Origin of the sequence: Ensifer sp. CCNWLY38 (genome assembly GCF_037120565.1) — a bacterium.
Lineage (GTDB): Bacteria > Pseudomonadota > Alphaproteobacteria > Rhizobiales > Rhizobiaceae > Ensifer > Ensifer adhaerens_H.
On sequence record NZ_JBBBBO010000003.1, the window covers coordinates 130,364 to 146,700 of the forward strand.

A 16,337-nucleotide genomic window follows, 5' to 3' on the forward strand; every position below is an offset into this window, starting at 1 on the left:
CAGGCCCTCATTTACCTATCATAGCGGTATGTTGCAGTGCGGTAACCGCATGAATCTGCGAAATCTCTATCACACTATACCATAAAGGTATCATAGCGAACCCAAATGGTGTTGGACGCCACCCGGTGCGCGGCGCACAGTCACGCCATGAACACGACCCTTGCACCCATCGTTCCGACTGCAGCCTTCGTCCCCGTCGTCGAACGGGTCGAAACGATGCTGGTCGATCTGCCGACGATCCGGCCGCACAAGCTCTCGGTCGCGACCATGACCGGCCAAACGCTGATGCTGGTGAAGGTCCATTGCAGCGACGGCACCGTCGGGATCGGCGAAGGCACGACGATCGGCGGTCTCGCCTATGGCGGCGAGAGCCCGGAAAGCATGAAGCTTGCGATCGATACCTATTTCGCGCCTGTCATGGTCGGCGAGGACGCGACCCGCGTGCGCGGATTATTGGCGCGCATCGGCAAGGCGGTGAAGGAAAACCGTTTCGCCAAGAGCGCGGTCGAAACGGCGCTGCTCGACGCCCACGGCAAGCGTCTCGACCTATCGGTCGGCGAACTCCTGGGCGGAGCGCTGCGTAAGCGCCTGCCGGTCGCCTGGACGCTCGCTTCCGGTGACACCGCCACGGACATTGCCGAGGCCGAAAAGATGCTCGACCTTCGCCGCCACCGGATCTTCAAGCTGAAGATCGGCGCGAAGCCGTTGAAGGACGATATCGCCCATGTGGCGGCGATCAAGCAGGCGCTGGGCGACCGCGGCGCGGTGCGCGTCGACGTCAACATGGCCTGGAGCGAATTTGAGGCGGCTTATGGCATGGCGGCGCTCGCCGATGCGGGCTGCGAGCTGGTCGAGCAGCCGGTCGCATCGACTGCAGCACTCAATCGCCTGGTCCGTCGTTTCCCGGTGGCGCTGATGGCAGACGAGTCCCTCACCGGTCCCGAATCCGCTTTCGAGATTGCCAAGACCAAGGGCGCAGACGTCTTCGCGGTCAAGATCGAGCAGAGCGGCGGGTTGTTCAACGCGCAGCGCGTCGCCGCCATCGCCGATGCCGCCGGCATCGAGCTCTATGGCGGCACGATGCTGGAAGGTGGCATCGGCACCGTGGCGTCAGCCCATGTGTTTTCCACCTTCGCCAATTTGCAATGGGGCACGGAGCTTTTCGGGCCGCTGCTCCTGACCGAGGAAATCCTGGCGACGCCGCTCGACTACAGCGATTTCGAGCTGACGGTGCCGGATGGACCGGGCCTCGGGATCGAACTGGATGAAGACCGCCTGAAATTCTTTGCGCGCGATGGGCTGCGCAAGACCATCAGCGTTGCGAAGTGAGGATCGGGCCATGCTGTTTCACGTACGGATGGATGTTCGCCTTCCCCATGACCTGCCCGCCGGAGAGGTGGCCGAGATTCTCGCGCGAGAGAAGGCCTATTCGCAGGCACTGCAGCAAAACGGCAAGTGGCGGCATATCTGGCGGATCGCCGGCCAGTACGCGAACTACAGCGTCTTTGACGTCAAGGACAATGCCGAGCTGCACGAGATCCTGTCCGGTCTGCCGCTGTTCAAGTTCATGGAGATCGAGGTCACGCCGCTGCTTCGGCACCCGTCGTCGATCCGTGAGAACGATACCTAGAATTTTGTCCGTGCCGCTGCCGGGAGGTTGGCAGGCGGCACCCGCTTTCAAGACAATCCAAGTGGAGGAATGATCATGACCGTGAAGATTTTCGACAAGCCGGAGACCCAGGATTTCCTGAAGACCTTAAGCGGTCTCGACAAGGATGGCGGCAATCCGCGCGTCAAGCAGATCGTGCATCGGCTGATGTCGGATCTGTTCAAGGCGATCGACGATCTCGACATCACCCCGGACGAATACTGGACGGGCATTGCCTGGCTGAACGAGATCGGCGCTGCCGGCCAGGCCGGCCTGATTTCACCCGGCCTCGGTCTCGACCACTTCCTCGACGAACGCCTCGACGCGATCGATGAAGAGCTCGGCATCAAGAATCCGACACCGCGCACCATCGAAGGCCCGCTCTATGTCGCCGGTGCACCGGCGTCGGAAGGTTTTGCCCGTCTCGATGACGGCCGCGATACCAACGGTCACCCGCTGATCATGCACGGCGTGGTCTATGATGCCGACGGCCAACCGCTGAAAGGCGCAACGGTCGAAGTCTGGCACTGTGATACCCGCGGCTTCTATTCGCATTTCGACCCGACCGGCGTACAGGCGCCCTTCAACATGCGCCGCACGATCGTCACCGATGCCAAGGGCTGTTACAAATTCCAGAGCATCGTGCCGCATGGCTACGGCGTGCCTCCGGGAAGCCCGACCGAGCAACTGCTCTCGGCTCTTGGCCGTCATGGCCAGCGCCCGGCGCATATCCATTTCTTCATCAGCGCCGACGGTCATCGCAAGCTGACGACCCAGATCAACATTGCTGGCGACCCCTTGGTCAACGACGACTTTGCCTATGCGACCCGCGACGGCCTGGTGCCCGATGTCACCGAGCGGACCGACGAGGCGAGCATCAAGGCGAACGGTCTCTCCAGTCCCTTCGCCGAGATCGAATTCGACATTCATCTCACCTCATTGGTGAATGGCGTCGACAACCAGATCAACGAGCAGCGCAAGCGCGCCGCCGCCTGATTGTTTCGTTTCCGCGGCGGCCGGATGAGCCGCCGCACCCTGACCACCGACATTGTTGCAATCGCCAGGCCGAATGCGGCGCGCCGTTTGCGGGAGAAGAACCATGTCTGCTGTTATCGACAAAGCCGAAGCCCTTGATCACCTGCTCGCCACCGCCGTCGAGGACGATCATGAGACCGGCATGTTCCGGTGCCGCCGCGATATCTTCACCAACGAAGACCTCTTCGAGCTGGAGATGAAGCACATCTTCGAGAGCAACTGGGTCTACCTCGCCCACGAGAGCCAGATCCCCGAGAACAACGACTATTACACCACCTATATCGGCCGGCAGCCGGTTGTCGTCACCCGCGACAAATCAGGCGAACTGCACGCGGTCATCAATGCCTGCGCCCACCGCGGTGCGATGCTCTGCCGGCGCAAGCACGGCAACAAGGGCAGTTTCACCTGTCCCTTCCACGGCTGGACCTTCTCCAACACCGGCAAGCTGTTGAAGGTGAAGGACGAGAAGACCACGCAATATCCGCCGCAATTTGCGAAAGATGGCTCGCACGACCTGAAGCGCGTCGCCCGTTTCGAAAGCTATCGCGGCTTCCTCTTCGGCAGCCTGAACCCGGACGTCAGCTCGCTCGAGGATTACCTCGGCGAAACGAAGGTGATCATCGACCAGATCGTCGACCAGGCGCCTGACGGCCTCGAAGTGCTGCGCGGCAACTCCTCCTACATCTACGACGGAAACTGGAAGCTGCAGATGGAAAACGGCTGCGACGGTTATCACGTCAGCTCCGTCCACTGGAACTATGCAGCGACCATGGGCCGTCGCCACGAGGAGGGCACCAAGGCGGTCGATGCCTCCAGCTGGAGCCGCTCGGTCGCCGGCGTCTACGGTTTCGACAACGGCCACATCCTGCTCTGGACCAATACCATGAACCCCGAGGTCCGGCCGGTCTTCCACGCCCGTGAGGAGATCGAGGCGCGCGTTGGCGAGGTGAAGGCGGATTTCATCGTCAATCAGACCCGCAACCTCTGCCTCTACCCGAACGTGTTCCTGATGGACCAGTTCAGCACGCAAATCCGCGTCACCCGTCCGATCAGCGTCGACAAGACCGAAATCAGCATCTTCTGCTTCGCGCCGAAGGGCGAAAGTGCGGCCGATCGGACGCTGCGCATCCGCCAATACGAGGATTTCTTCAACGTCTCCGGCATGGGCACGGCCGACGATCTCGAAGAATTCCGCGCCTGCCAGCAGGGCTATGCCGGCATCACCGCACTTTGGAACGATCTGTCGCGCGGCGCGCCGCTCTGGATCGACGGACCGGATGATAACGCCAAACGCATGGGGCTTGAGCCGCTGCTTTCCGGCGAGCGCAGCGAGGACGAGGGCCTCTTCGTCCGCCAGCACGAATATTGGGCGAAGGTGATGCGCGCAGCACTTGCCTCCGAGAAGAAGGGAGCGGTCGCATGAGCATCTCCTACGACACCGCCTGCGCCTTCCTCTACCGCGAAGCGCGCCTGCTCGACGACCGCGAATGGGACGAATGGCTGACCTGCTATGCGCCCGACGTCACCTACTGGATGCCGGCCTGGGACGATGACGATCAGCTGACCGAAGATCCGCAGTCTGAGATCTCGCTGATCTTCTATCCGAGCCGCGACGGCCTGGAAGATCGCGTCTTCCGCATCAAGACCGAACGCTCAGGCGCGTCCACGCCGGAGCCGCGCACCAGCCACAACGTCACCAATGTCGAGCTTGTGACTGATCGCGGTGAGGAGGCGGACGTCCGCTACAACTTCCACACGCTCAACCATCGCTACAAGGTCACCGACCATTTCTTCGGCACCATGTTCGTGACGCTGCGCAAAAGCGGCGACGGGCTCGTGATTTCGCAAAAGAAGATCGTGCTGAAGAACGACTACATCCGCCAGGTCATCGACGTCTATCACATCTGATGACGGTTGCCTGACGACAAGGGAATGGGAGGAGTAACCATGGCCAGCTACAGGATCGCTTTGAATTTCGAGGACGGCGTCACCCGTTTCGTCGAATGCCGGGACGACGAGAAGGTGCTCGACGCTGCTTTCCGCAACAAGATCAACCTGCCGATGGACTGTTCCGACGGCGTCTGCGGCACCTGCAAGTGTCGCGCCGAAAGCGGCGCCTACGACCTCGGCGACGATTTCATCGACGATGCGCTTACATCCGATGAGGCGGCAAGCGGTCTGGTGCTGACCTGCCAGATGAAACCGTCGAGCGATTGCGTCATCGCGGTGCCGACGACATCGGCCGCCTGCAAGACCGGACAGCAGAAGTTCTCGGCAACGGTCGCCCGCGTCGCCCCGCACAACGATGCGGCGATCGTGCTCGAACTGGACGTGGACGCGGCCGCAGCAACCGTCTTTCTCCCCGGCCAATATGTCAACATCGACGTGCCGGGCAGCGGCCAGAGCCGCTCCTACTCCTTCTCTTCGGCGCCGGGCGAAGCGCGCATCGGCTTCCTGATCAAGAAGATCCCCGGCGGTCTGATGAGCAGCTGGCTGGAGCGTGCCGAAGCCGGCACGAAACTCGAACTGACAGGGCCGCTCGGCAGCTTTTATCTGAGAGAAGTCCAACGCCCCCTGCTGTTGCTGGCCGGCGGTACCGGTCTTGCGCCATTCCTGTCGATGCTCGAAGTGCTGGCCCAGTCCAACGCGCAGCAGAAGATCCACCTGATCTATGGCGTCACCCGTGACCTCGACCTGGTGCTTGTCGATGAGATCGAGGCCTATGCCAAACGGCTCGCCAACTTCACCTACAGCACTGTCGTGGCCGACGCTGCCTCCAGCCATCCGCGCAAGGGCTGGGTTACCCAGCACATGCCGGACGAACTGCTCAATGGCGGCGATGTCGATGTCTATCTTTGCGGCCCGCCACCGATGGTCGATGCGGTGCGCAGACATCTCGACGACACCGGTATGTTGCCCAACAGCTTCCACTACGAGAAGTTCACGCCCAATGCGGTGGCGAAGGAGGCCGCATGAGCACGGTTCGCTTCGAAGGTCGCTTCGCCGGCAAGGTGCTCGTGGTCACAGGTGCCGCTCAGGGCATCGGCCGCGCTGTGGCGCTGCGTGCTGCGGCTGAAGGCGGCAAGGTGGTGTTCGTCGACCGCGCCGACTTCGTCACAGAGGTGGCGGCGGAGGCCGGGGGCGATCGGGCGGCAGCCTTCAACGCCGATCTCGAAACCCATGAGGGTGCCGCTGCTGCCATGCGCTTTGCCTCCGAAACATTCGGCGGCATCGACATCCTGATCAACAATGTCGGCGGTGCGATCCGCATGCGCCCCTTTGCCGAATTCGAACCCTTGCAGATCGATGCGGAAATCCGCCGCTCGCTGATGCCGACGCTCTACTGTTGCCACGCGGTGCTGCCGCATCTCTTTACCCGTGGCGGCGGCACCATCGTCAACGTGTCCTCGAATGCCACGCGCGGCATTCACCGCGTGCCCTATTCCGCGGCGAAAGGCGGTGTCAACGCCATCACCCAGTCGCTGGCGATGGAACTTGCCGAGCGCAACATCCGCGTCGTCGCGACCGCGCCGGGTGGGACGGAGGCGCCGCCACGCCGTGTCCCGCGCAATGCCGCGGGCGACAGCGACGCCGAGAAGGCCTGGATGGGCGACGTCGTCGCCCAGGTAAAGCAGTCGAGCTTCATGAAGCGCTACGGCAGCATCGAAGAGCAGGCGGCACCCATTCTGTTCCTGGCCTCCGACGAGGCCTCCTACATCACCGGCAGCGTGCTGCCGGTCGCCGGCGGCGATCTCGGCTGACGGCTCTCTATCTGAAACGCGCAACGACCTGGGGAGGAGATGATGCGCTCTATCGATGTGAATGAGGCAATAGACGGGAGCCCCCTTGGCGGCTTCCAGTGGATGGTGGTTGCGCTCTCAGCGCTGCTGCTGATTGTCGACGGTTATGACGTCTTCGTCGCCGGCACCGTGCTGCCGACGCTGATCGCCGAATGGGGACTGAGCAAGCCGCAGGCCGGCGCGCTGCAGGCCTGGGCACTGTTCGGCATGATGTTCGGGGCGCTGATCTTCGGCCCGCTCGCCGACCGGATCGGCCGTAAGAAGGGCATCGCCATCAGCTTCGTGCTGTTCACGGTCTCGACCTTGCTGACGGGGCTTGCCGGTTCGCCCGAACAGTTCAAGATCTTCCGGTTTTTCGCCGGTCTCGGCTGCGGCGGCTTGATGCCCAATGCCGTGGCACTGATGAACGAATACGCGCCGAAGCGTCTGCGCGGCACCCTGGTGGCGTTGATGTTCTCCGGCTATTCGGTCGGTGGCATGGTCGCCGCCGGTCTCGGCATCGGCCTCATTCCGTCCTATGGCTGGAAGCCGATGTTCTTTATCGCCGCGGTGCCGCTGCTCTTGCTGCCGGTGATCCTCTGGAAGTTGCCGGAATCGCTCGGCTTCCTCATCCGCCAGGGCAAGCAGGAGGAAGCGAAGCGGATCTATGCGAAGATCGATCCCGACGCGCGTCTCAGCGTGGCCGACAGGCTGGTCTTCTCCGAGGCGAAGGGCGCCTCGGCGTCGGTCCTGGAGCTCTTCCGGCATCAGCGCACGCTGCGCACGATCATGCTGTGGGTCGCGTTCTTCTGCTGCCTGCTGCTCGTCTATCTGCTGTCGTCCTGGCTGCCGAAGGTGCTGCAGGAAGCCGGCTACGCCGAGAAGGCGAGCCTGCTCAGCCTGTTTTCGCTGAATTTCGGCGGCATGGTCGGCGCGATTGCCGGCGGCTGGCTCGGCGACCGGTTCGGCCTGCCGAAGGTGGTCATCGGATTCTTCGTCGCAGCAGCCCTGTCCATCGCGCTGATCGGCTTCAACCTGCCGCCGGCCCTTCTGTTCCTGATGGTGTTCGTCGCCGGCGCCACCACGATCGGCACGCAGATCCTGCTCTATGCCAGCGTGGCACAGCTCTATAACCTCTCGGTCCGCTCTACCGGATTGGGCTGGGCCTCGGGCGTCGGTCGCATCGGCGCAATCGTCGGCCCGACGCTCGGCGGGGTGCTCCTGGCGCAGGAGTTTCCGCTGCAGCAGAATTTCGCGATCTTCGCGATCCCGGCTGCGATCTCGGCGCTCGCCATGCTGGTCTTTGCGATCAGCAACGCCCGCCGCGACGAGGTCGCGCAACTGGCGACGGCTTAGCGAACGGCAATGGCGGCCGGACCATGAAGGCATCCGGCCGCCATCCCTTTGCGCGTGCGAGACTCGTGCCGCAGCGCGCATGCCTATGAGGCGCAGCGTCGCGCCAACAACCATGAAGCCGCCTTCGCTGGCGGCTTCCCTGATTGGAGTGCCCGTTTCATGGCCTATCTCGACCTACCCAGCCATCGGCTTCATTACCGCATCGACGGCGACCAAAGCGGCAATACACCCTGGCTGCTCTTCTGCAATTCTCTCGGCACCGACCTCTCCATGTGGGACGCCCAGATCGGGGAGCTTTCGCCGCATTTCCGCGTGCTGCGTTACGACCGCCGGGGCCATGGTCGTTCCTCGGCGCCGCCACCGCCCTATACGCTCGCTGATCTCGGCCATGACGTGCTGGCTCTTCTGGATGCGCTGGAGATCGAACGGACGCATTTCTGCGGCCTGTCGATCGGCGGCCTGACCGGGCAATGGCTGGGCGTGCACGCCGGCAAGCGCCTGGGCAGGCTCGTGCTATGCGCGACGGCGGCGCGCATCGGCACACCCGAGGGATGGGCCGCGCGCATCGACAGCGTCAGGGCGGACGGCCTCGCGGCTTTGACCGCTTCCACAGCCGAACGCTGGTTCAGCCCGGAATTCGCAGCCAGCCATCGTGAAGCCGTCGGTCGCGTCCTCGAGGGCTTCGGCGCTACTTCGACCGATGGCTATATCGGCGGCTGCACAGCGCTGGCGGGTGCGGATTTGCGAGAAGAAATCGTCAAGATCGCCAATCCCGTGCTCGCCATTTCCGGCGACGGGGATCCGGTTTGTCCGCCATCCGACCTCGAAAACATCGCCGCCCGCGTGCAGCAAGGGCGGCATCTGTCATTGCCCGGCCGGCATATCGTCAACATCGAGTCCGCGCCGGCATTCAACGCGGCGCTGCTCGAATTCCTTCACGCTTGAAGGCGGATTCACCAGCAGCACCGCGCAACTCATCAACGTGCCTCACTTGACTGGAACGACGAGCGGCGTGTCCTTGGTGACGATGTAGGTCGCGAGTTCCGATGCCTTGGCGGTGCCAACGTTCTTTGCCACATGGGCAACGCCAGCCGGAATGAACAACGCCTGGCCTGCCTGAAGCGTCACCGGCGCCCGGCCCTCGAGCTGGTATTCCAGTGAACCTTCGAGCACATAGGCGATTTCTTCGCCCGGATGGGAATGCTTGATCGACGTAGTTCCCGGGTCGATATCGACGCGGACCTGCACAGCCTCGTGTCCGGGCACGCTGATCTCGTTCTTGATCAGGTCCGTGCGCTGAATGCCCTGCATCTGCTGAGCCTCAGCCATGCGAAGCGTCGTCATGCTGCCGGCGATCAGCAGGGCTGCGGCGGCAATGATGCGAGTCGTTTTCATGGGTCTCTCCGTCATAGCGTTGATCGAGTGTGCGTCGTTGGAAGCATCCTGATTTCAACGGATGTGTGTATTGGCGGTGTGTCGGCCGGGCGCGCTTTTTGTAAGCCAATGTATTTCGCAGCGTTGGTCCCGATGAATCCACTTGCGGTGTCGAGGTACCGTTTCTGGAAGAAGGGACGGCAAAGCGCGGTCCCGCTTGGCCGGGCGGCGATCCGGAGTGCGTATCGCCGTCAGCCTTGCGCTCTCACCAACCGCTATTCGCCAAGGCTCTGCTGCAAGGCTTCGCGCGCCAGCTTGATGATATCGGCATGGATGTCGGTGCGGGGACGCTCGGTCGGCTCGCAGATGGGGTCGACTTCGCCGAAGGATTTCAGCGCTTCGGCGGCGCCGTCCTTGCATTCCGGCAGGAAACTGAAATGGTCGGCCCCGGCGATTGCGGCATAGGAGCCCTTTGGCGTCAGTGCCGCCAAAGGCTTGGAGGCGACGGCCAGGGGGATGGTCTCTGGACTGCCGAGATTGATGAAATGCATCGGTATCGCGATCTTTTTCAGGCTTTCTTGCCCATAGGCCTGGGCGAGACCCGGATCGATCAGTACCGCCGACTTGATGCGGGGATCGTGGTTCGATTGTTCGAAGCGGGCTTTGTCGATCGTGCGAAGATCGAGCTTGCCGACCTCGACCGGCATGTCGTCGACATAGCCTTTGCCGCCGGCGAACCAGGCGCAATCCCATTTCCCGTAGCTGTCGCAGTAGCCGGCATAGGCATCGAGATCGGCGCGGGCGCCCGATAGCTCCATGGCGGTCGCGCCTCCGAGAGAAAAACCGAGGACGGCGATCCGGTCGGCGTCGATTACCTTGTTCCATTCGCCGGTGCCGGTGAGCTTGTCGATGACGGCGGAAAGATCGGCCGTGCGCTCCCAGAGCTTCGGCGTGTTGGCGGGCGTCGAATCGCCGCTGGTCGTGCCTGGATGGTTGGGGCCGGCGACGATGAAACCAGCCTCTGCGAGCGCGGTCGCCAGCCAGCTCATCGCCTGAACGCGGCCTCCGGAGCCGTGCGAAACGACGACCAGGGGGAACGGCCCCGGGAGGGAGGGGGCGTTCCTTGCGGCCTCTGTTCCCTTAAAGATCTGGTTGTCGCCGACAAGGGTGGTTTCGCCGCCGGCCGCGGCGGGATACCAGATGGTGACAGAGAGATCTCGTCCCCGTTCAGGAGCCGGAACGCTGATTTCGCGCACACCGACATCATGGGCATGCGAGGGGGTGGCAACGGCCAGGATGAAAACGGCGGCGGGCAGAAACTGAAGGAGGGGCATGGGCATCTCGCTGGGTTGGAAAAGACGCACGATCGTCGCCGGCGTCGCGCCTCTCCGCGTCCTTGATCGCGATTCAGGTCGTCCCGAATCGCGATCTGGGCCATGACTTGCGGGGTTATCTGCCTGCCAAAGGACTCGCTCTTGATCTTCCTGCCGTTGCCGTTCGTCGTCGCCTTGCTGTTGCTGATCCTGCTGGTTGTCATGCTGCGCGGCGACGAACCCGCGAAGCGCAATCGGGCGTTTCTCGCCTTGGTGACGCTCTGCGCCCTTCAGTCGGTGGTCGTCGGCCTGCGCTGGGGTTACGAGGTTGCAGCATTGCGATTTGCTTTGCCGGTGCTCGCAAGCTGTGTTCCGCCGCTGGTGCTCGCGAGTTTCCACAGCCTGATCCGCAGCGAGGAGCGAAGCGTTCCCGGCGCCGGGTGGATTCACGTGACGCCGACCATCGGCATCCTCATGCTCGTGCTGCTCGCGCCGAGATATATCGACTTCGCCCTGATCGTCGAATATGTCGGATATGCGCTGGCGCTTTTGAACCTTGCCCGCACCGGCACGGATGCACTGGACGAAGCGCGTTTTGAAGGCGCCGTTGCGGCGCACCGCGCTTTGGTCATTGCCGCGGTCTCGCTCTGTGTGTCGGCCCTCTTCGATCTTGCGATCATCCTGGACTTTGAATGGACGAAGGGGGCGAACATCGGCCTCATCGTCAGCAACGGAAACATGCTGGGATTGCTCTTCATCGGCCTGACCGCGATGGTCGCGGACCGTGCGCGCGCGTTTCCGGTAGCCAGCACGGTCGCCGATGAGGATCCGGTTTCAGTGCCGCAGGACCGGGAGATCCTGGATCGCGTCGAACAGTTGCTGCTCAGCCAGAAACTGGCCCGCGACGAAAATCTCACTTTGTCGCGTCTGGCGCGGCGCGCAGGCCTGCCGGCCCGGCAGATATCGGCCGCCGTCAATCGGCTGGCCGGCAAGAACGTCTCTCAATACATCAACGATTTCCGAATTGCCGAAGCCTGCCGGCTGCTGCGTGAGACCGACATGTCGGTGACCTCGGCGATGCTTGAATCCGGCTTCCAGACGAAGTCGAATTTCAATCGCGAATTCCGCCGGGTAACATCCTTCAGTCCCGGATCCTGGCGCGAGCAAAACCGGAAAGAAAAGGCTGGCCCAGAGGGCGGGGCGACCAACGCCATAGGCTAACGCTGACAATTGTGCCCGGCCGCCTTACGGCCGGGCAGGCAAAGGGGCGGGACCTAGCTGTCGTCCGCGCGCGACGGAAGATACTTACTGTTGATCCCCGGCGTTGCGGCCGACGGTGATCGAGAGGTCCTTGGTCTTGCCGGTCCGCCAGACGCTCACGCTCTTCGAGGTGCCGGGCGAGAGGTCTGCCACCATGCGCGAGAGATCACGTGGCGACTTGATCGGGCTGCCGCCGAGGGCGGTGATGATGTCGCCAGCCTTGAGGCCTGCCCTGGCGGCGGGTGTTCCATCATTGACGCCGGCGACGAGCGCGCCTTCTGCCTGACGGAGGCCGATCGCATCGGCGATGTCAGCGGTCACCGGTTGAATTTCGACGCCGATGAAGCCGTGCTGGATCGAGCCGTCCTTCATCAACTCGGCGACGACCTTCTGCGCCTGATCCGAGGGAATGGCGAAACCGACGCCGACGCTGCCGCCGTTCGGCGAATAGATGGCGGTGTTGATGCCGACGACCCGGCCCGCAGCATCGACCAGCGGTCCGCCGGAGTTGCCGCGATTGATCGGCGCGTCGATCTGGATGAAGTCGTCATAGGGACCGCTGTGCAGATCGCGGCCACGCGCCGAGACGATGCCGGCGGTCACCGTCGTGCCGATGCCGAAGGGGTTGCCGATCGCAAGCACCTGATCGCCGACCCGCAAGGTGTCGGAATCGCCCCAGGCAACGGTGGCAAGCGGCTTCGCCGGTTTGATCTTCAGGACGGCGAGGTCGTTCTTCGGATCGGTGCCGACAAGCTTGGCGGGCATCTGCGTGCCGTCGTCAAGGGTCACTGTGATGCTCGATGCCTTGTCGATGACGTGATTGTTGGTGACGATGTAGCCGTCCGTGGTCACGATAAAGCCGGAGCCGAGCGCCTCGGCCCGTTGCGCGGGGCGCTGTTGCGGGGCCTGGTCCGGCAGCGGAATGCCCTGGTCGCGGAAGAACTGGCGAAACTGCTCGTCGAAGGGCGAGTTTCCGCCGAGTTGCGAGGTTTCGTCGTTGCCGGCGTTGTCGGCCTTGATCACGGTCGTGATCGTGACGACCGCCGGCTTGTCTGCCGACACGATCGGAGCGAAGGAGGCGCCGGACATAAGTGGCACCGCAACGGCCGGACCGGTCGCGGCGTCCGCAGCCGCGCCATGGCCTGCAAAGGCTGCCATGGACAAGGGCGCGATGATGACGGCAGCGCCGAGGAGGGCGGCAGCACGGTACCTCATGAGAATGTTTGACATGATCTTGTTCCTTTCGCTGCCAGGTCGCCGAGAAACCTCAGGCGTGCGCCCCCGGGGGGAGGCGAACACGGCTCATTGCTTCGGTCAGCTTCGTGCAAGGGCTTGTGTTGATTGCCGACGACGCCGGGCTCGTGGGGCGAGCCCGGCGCCGTCGGTGGCGCTCACCCGGAAGCCGGGTGGGCCGCATCTGCCTGTCGATCAGGCCATCCGGGCAATGTCTCGGTCGAGGTGCCGAACTTCGTTCTGCAGCCGCGCATAGGATTGCGTAGGCAGCATGCCGTTGTGGGCGGCGGCGGTCTTGACCGCCTGGGCGCGCACTGCGCCGTCCTCACGTTCAAGCTTCGCGTAGTTTGCCGCGGTCAGCTTGCCCTGTTCGCGGTCGGCATTGATCCGGTGGTTGTCGACCCGGAGTTCATGCAGGACGCGGTCGAGACGCGACGATGCCATGTGAACCGGTGCTCGGTAGACCGGCATGGCCGGGGCCGTCATGTCGTCCTGGGTGAAAATGCCCTGGTAGTAATCGCCCGTGTAGGCGCCCTTGTCACTCTCGCGACCGAAGTCGTGGTGATCGGCCGCAAAGGCACCGCCGGCGAAAACGACGAGGGCAAGGGTTGCGATGGTGGTGGTCTTGAGGGGCGAGCGCATATCTGCATCTCCTTCTACGCGGGAAGCGGGAGGAGCTTCCCTGCGAGGCCGTCTCCTATTGTCGCGTCGCGGCCGAAGCGGTCGCCGGCAATATTCAACCTCGGTTCGAAGGTAATACTTAGATGCGCGCTAGTCATGTTACTATAATGTAATATTTCTCCTTTCTTGTTTGGAAAACCAAATTGTTAACTTTATGTAATAAACGCTGTTCGCGCTTTCTCCTGGAAACTATTCTTCTCGCCCATGCCTCGGGTTCATGCGGGCGTCGAAGAAATAGCTAGGAGCCTGCGTAATGCGCGCGAGGGCGGATCAGTTCGCCGCTCTCGATCTGCTCCATCGCATGAGCGAGCCAGCCGACGGTGCGCGCAAGCGCGAAAATTACGAGCGGCGCATCTTCAGGCAGGGCATAGGCCGCTGCGAGGGCGGCCAGCGAAAAGTCGAGATTGGCTGGTTCGCCGAGCAACTCCTCGCCGGCTTCGGCCAATGTGGTGTAGAGCGCAGGCACCTCGAAGCTTGCCATGATCGCCCTGGCGCGCGGATCGCCATCGGGATAGAGCCGGTGGCCAAAGGCCCTGACCACTCCCTCGGAGGAGAGCATTCCCCGGATCGCCTCGCGCACGCCGCTTGCTGCCGCCTGTTCGGCCAACCGCGTGACGCTGAGCCAGGCGCCGCCATGTCGAGGCCCGGTGAGAGTGGCAAGCCCTGATAGCGTGGCGGCAGAAAGCGCCGCGCCGGAGGAAGCCGTGACGCGGGCTGCGAAGGCCGAAACGTTGAGCTCGTGCTCCGCGGTCAGCACCAGACACTTGCGGATCGGCTCCGCCGCCTCCGGCCGTCCCCAGCCCAGCGCCAGCCGCCGGTGCAGCGGCATCTGCTCTGGCGACGGCGCCATTCCCGCCGCGACGCTCGCAAGCACGTCGGCGGCTTCAGCCTTCAATATCGCCGGACGGCGGCCGAGCGCCGGCAGGTCGCCTTCGATCCGTGCAGCCAGGCGTGCGAACGTTGCGGCCAGGCGCGATTGGCTGCCGCCGTGTTCGCCGGCGGGAACGGTCACTGGCTCGGATGCTTGCCAAAGTAGCGTCGCGATCTGCTCCAGCGTCGCGTCGTTGCAGAGTTCGACCGCATCACGGCCGCGATAGAATAGCCGCCCTCCGGCAATACTGGAGATCGTCGTCTGCAGAACCGGCTCACCCCAGCGGATCGTTTCGGCGGCGACGACCGCCGCCTGCCGCCTGCCGGCTTGACGTTCGGCCAGCCGGTGCACGTCGTCGGCCTGATAGAGGCTGCGGCGCGGGTCGGAAGGGTCGGGCTTGGCGCGGATGCGCCCGCGACTGACATTGGCGTAGAGCGTCTGCCGCTTGCTGCCGAGCCGGGCGAGCGCCTCTTCGGCGGTGATCCAGAGTGTCTTCATGTTGATCGATTGCATCAAGATTGACGTCAATAGATCTAGGTTGGATCATTCTTGGCGTAAAGGAGAAACTTGATGATGAAGAACGGACTTGAAGACGTCGTCGCCGCTGAAACGCAGCTCTCCCATGTCAACGGTGAAGCCGGCGAATTGATCATCCGCGGCGTCTCGCTCGATCATCTGGTCGGGCAAGCGCGCTATGAAGATGTCATCGCCCTGTTGTTCGGCGGGCTGCTGGGGGCCGTTCCGGATCGAGCCGAACTCGCCAGGCGCCTCGGGCAGAAGCGGGCAGAAGTGTTCGCCCATATCAGCGCCATCGACGATGTGTTGCTGGAACTGCCGCCGGTCGACATCATGCGTGCGCTGATCGCCCGGCTTCCGGATGGAGACGATCCCGATACGGCACTGCGCTTGCTAGCCGCCCCGGCCGTCTTCCTGCCGGCGGCGCTGCGCCTGAAGAAGGGTGAAACCCCGGTCGCGCCGACGCCGGCACTTTCGCATTCGGCCGATATCCTCGCGATGCTCGGCGCCAGAGTGCCGAGCAAGGAAGAAGTGGCGGCGCTCGATGCCTATCTGGTGACGATCTCGGATCACGGCCTCAACGCTTCGACCTTCGCGTCGCGCGTGGTCGCGTCCACGAAAGCCGGTCTCACGTCTTCGGTTCTTGCTGCGATCAGCGCGCTCAAGGGACCGCTCCACGGAGGTGCGCCTGGTCCGGTGCTCGACATGCTGGATGCGATCGGGACGCCGGGGAACGCGCAAGCCTGGCTCTCGAAGGCGCTCGACAACGGCGAACGATTGATGGGTTTTGGCCATCGCGTCTATCGCGTCCGCGATCCCCGCGCCGACGCGCTGAAAGGCGCGTTGAAGCAACTGAGCGCCGCCGACCCGGCGAACCGCGATCGTATTCAACTGGCCGAAGCGGTCGAGCAATCGGCACTCGCCATCCTGAAGGTGCGCAAGCCCGACCGTCCGCTCGACGTCAATGTGGAGTTCTACACGGCGCTTCTGCTCGACGCGCTGAAGTTCCCGCGCGAAGCCTTCACCGGCGTCTTTGCGATCGGCCGGACGGTCGGCTGGATCGCCCACGCACGCGAACAGGCGTTGGAGGGCCGCCTTATCCGGCCGCGTTCGCTCTATGTCGGGCCGCTGCCGCAAAAGGCGGCCTGAGCGTCAGCGCGCGGGCGTCCTCTATTGTGAGGCCGATACCGTCCACGCATTTCGCAGGTGTTGTTGAAAGAACGCCTTCAGGTCGCGGAAGTCGTTGAAGCCGAGGACGGTCGCAAAGCTGG

General features: G+C 63.4%; 15 protein-coding genes and 1 pseudogene. 11 read left to right on the plus strand and 5 right to left on the minus strand.

The annotated features are described in order from the left end of the window. Positions 1–147: 147 nt before the first annotated feature. The 9 genes from V7S54_RS07715 (at position 148) to pcaD (ending at position 8,763) form a co-directional block, all read left to right on the plus strand. Positions 148–1,329: a muconate/chloromuconate family cycloisomerase gene (locus V7S54_RS07715; RefSeq protein WP_336408131.1), complete on the plus strand. Its 1,182-nt coding sequence runs from the start codon at positions 148–150 to the stop codon at positions 1,327–1,329. 10 nt (positions 1,330–1,339) lie between these two features. Continuing rightward, positions 1,340–1,630: a muconolactone Delta-isomerase gene (catC, locus tag V7S54_RS07720; protein ID WP_065373427.1), complete on the plus strand. Its 291-nt coding sequence runs from the start codon at positions 1,340–1,342 to the stop codon at positions 1,628–1,630. A gap of 75 nt (positions 1,631–1,705) precedes the next feature. Continuing rightward, a complete protein-coding gene (gene catA / locus V7S54_RS07725) occupies positions 1,706–2,644 on the plus strand; it encodes a catechol 1,2-dioxygenase (RefSeq protein ID WP_336408132.1) in 939 nt (312 codons plus the stop codon). A gap of 103 nt (positions 2,645–2,747) precedes the next feature. Next, on the plus strand, positions 2,748–4,106 hold the full coding sequence (locus V7S54_RS07730; RefSeq protein WP_336408133.1) for a Rieske 2Fe-2S domain-containing protein: 1,359 nt from the start codon (positions 2,748–2,750) through the stop codon (positions 4,104–4,106). Further along, positions 4,103–4,591 (plus strand): benzoate 1,2-dioxygenase small subunit, encoded by a 489-nt coding sequence (benB, locus tag V7S54_RS07735; RefSeq protein ID WP_065373425.1) that lies wholly within the window; start codon positions 4,103–4,105, stop codon positions 4,589–4,591. Before V7S54_RS07730 ends, benB begins: the two co-directional genes overlap by 4 nt. Positions 4,592–4,630: 39 nt before the next feature. Beyond that, positions 4,631–5,659 (plus strand): benzoate 1,2-dioxygenase electron transfer component BenC, encoded by a 1,029-nt coding sequence (gene benC / locus V7S54_RS07740; protein WP_065373424.1) that lies wholly within the window; start codon positions 4,631–4,633, stop codon positions 5,657–5,659. Next, the gene (gene benD / locus V7S54_RS07745; protein WP_065373423.1) at positions 5,656–6,444 is read left to right on the plus strand and encodes a benzoate diol dehydrogenase BenD; all 789 of its coding nucleotides are present in this window, start codon (positions 5,656–5,658) and stop codon (positions 6,442–6,444) included. Before benC ends, benD begins: the two co-directional genes overlap by 4 nt. 39 nt (positions 6,445–6,483) lie before the next feature. Next, positions 6,484–7,818 (plus strand): MFS transporter, encoded by a 1,335-nt coding sequence (locus V7S54_RS07750; RefSeq protein WP_210183789.1) that lies wholly within the window; start codon positions 6,484–6,486, stop codon positions 7,816–7,818. Between the two features lie 159 nt (positions 7,819–7,977). After that, complete coding sequence (gene pcaD / locus V7S54_RS07755) at positions 7,978–8,763, plus strand: 3-oxoadipate enol-lactonase (RefSeq protein ID WP_065373478.1); 786 nt, start codon at positions 7,978–7,980, stop codon at positions 8,761–8,763. Positions 8,764–8,805: 42 nt separating this feature from the next. Here pcaD and V7S54_RS07760 read toward each other — a convergent pair whose 3' ends face one another. Together V7S54_RS07760 and V7S54_RS07765 are read right to left on the minus strand one after the other, a co-directional pair. Then, the gene (locus V7S54_RS07760; protein WP_065373421.1) at positions 8,806–9,213 is read right to left on the minus strand and encodes a cupin domain-containing protein; all 408 of its coding nucleotides are present in this window, start codon (positions 9,211–9,213) and stop codon (positions 8,806–8,808) included. Between the two features lie 254 nt (positions 9,214–9,467). Further along, on the minus strand, positions 9,468–10,526 hold the full coding sequence (locus tag V7S54_RS07765; protein ID WP_065373420.1) for an alpha/beta hydrolase family protein: 1,059 nt from the start codon (positions 10,524–10,526) through the stop codon (positions 9,468–9,470). A gap of 102 nt (positions 10,527–10,628) precedes the next feature. Between V7S54_RS07765 and V7S54_RS07770 the strand changes: the two genes are divergently transcribed. Next, entirely contained in the window at positions 10,629–11,726 is a 1,098-nt protein-coding gene (locus tag V7S54_RS07770) for a helix-turn-helix domain-containing protein (RefSeq protein ID WP_327078000.1), read from the plus strand. Between the two features lie 87 nt (positions 11,727–11,813). Here the strand turns inward: V7S54_RS07770 and V7S54_RS07775 are convergent. The 3 genes and pseudogenes from V7S54_RS07775 to V7S54_RS07785 all read right to left on the minus strand — a co-directional run. Further along, positions 11,814–12,995 (minus strand): annotated as a pseudogene (locus V7S54_RS07775) (Do family serine endopeptidase); the annotation flags it as partial. 198 nt (positions 12,996–13,193) lie between these two features. Continuing rightward, a complete protein-coding gene (locus tag V7S54_RS07780) occupies positions 13,194–13,640 on the minus strand; it encodes a hypothetical protein (protein ID WP_065373419.1) in 447 nt (148 codons plus the stop codon). 277 nt (positions 13,641–13,917) lie between these two features. Next, positions 13,918–15,063 carry a citrate synthase gene (locus tag V7S54_RS07785; protein ID WP_234792940.1) on the minus strand — a complete coding sequence of 382 codons (1,146 nt, stop codon included), beginning with the start codon at positions 15,061–15,063 and terminating at the stop codon, positions 13,918–13,920. Positions 15,064–15,123: 60 nt separating this feature from the next. On the opposite strand from V7S54_RS07785, the gene V7S54_RS07790 reads away from it, so the two are divergent. Next, positions 15,124–16,215, plus strand: a complete 1,092-nt coding sequence (locus tag V7S54_RS07790; RefSeq protein ID WP_065373475.1) for a citrate synthase/methylcitrate synthase — start codon at positions 15,124–15,126, stop codon at positions 16,213–16,215. Positions 16,216–16,337: the final 122 nt, after the last annotated feature.

Bases quoted from the DNA above. Each gene is read 5' to 3' on its own strand.
- catC (WP_065373427.1), top strand. From the start codon at position 1,340: ATGCTGTTTCACGTACGGATGGATGTTCGCCTTCCCCATGACCTGCCC.
- V7S54_RS07750 (WP_210183789.1), top strand. From the start codon at position 6,484: ATGATGCGCTCTATCGATGTGAATGAGGCAATAGACGGGAGCCCCCTT.
- catA (WP_336408132.1), top strand. From the start codon at position 1,706: ATGACCGTGAAGATTTTCGACAAGCCGGAGACCCAGGATTTCCTGAAG.
- V7S54_RS07770 (WP_327078000.1), top strand. From the start codon at position 10,629: ATGACTTGCGGGGTTATCTGCCTGCCAAAGGACTCGCTCTTGATCTTC.
- V7S54_RS07785 (WP_234792940.1), bottom strand. From the start codon at position 15,063: ATGCAATCGATCAACATGAAGACACTCTGGATCACCGCCGAAGAGGCG.
- V7S54_RS07730 (WP_336408133.1), top strand. From the start codon at position 2,748: ATGTCTGCTGTTATCGACAAAGCCGAAGCCCTTGATCACCTGCTCGCC.
- benB (WP_065373425.1), top strand. From the start codon at position 4,103: ATGAGCATCTCCTACGACACCGCCTGCGCCTTCCTCTACCGCGAAGCG.
- V7S54_RS07765 (WP_065373420.1), bottom strand. From the start codon at position 10,526: ATGCCCCTCCTTCAGTTTCTGCCCGCCGCCGTTTTCATCCTGGCCGTT.
- pcaD (WP_065373478.1), top strand. From the start codon at position 7,978: ATGGCCTATCTCGACCTACCCAGCCATCGGCTTCATTACCGCATCGAC.
- benD (WP_065373423.1), top strand. From the start codon at position 5,656: ATGAGCACGGTTCGCTTCGAAGGTCGCTTCGCCGGCAAGGTGCTCGTG.
- V7S54_RS07715 (WP_336408131.1), top strand. From the start codon at position 148: ATGAACACGACCCTTGCACCCATCGTTCCGACTGCAGCCTTCGTCCCC.
- benC (WP_065373424.1), top strand. From the start codon at position 4,631: ATGGCCAGCTACAGGATCGCTTTGAATTTCGAGGACGGCGTCACCCGT.
- V7S54_RS07790 (WP_065373475.1), top strand. From the start codon at position 15,124: ATGAAGAACGGACTTGAAGACGTCGTCGCCGCTGAAACGCAGCTCTCC.
- V7S54_RS07780 (WP_065373419.1), bottom strand. From the start codon at position 13,640: ATGCGCTCGCCCCTCAAGACCACCACCATCGCAACCCTTGCCCTCGTC.
- V7S54_RS07760 (WP_065373421.1), bottom strand. From the start codon at position 9,213: ATGAAAACGACTCGCATCATTGCCGCCGCAGCCCTGCTGATCGCCGGC.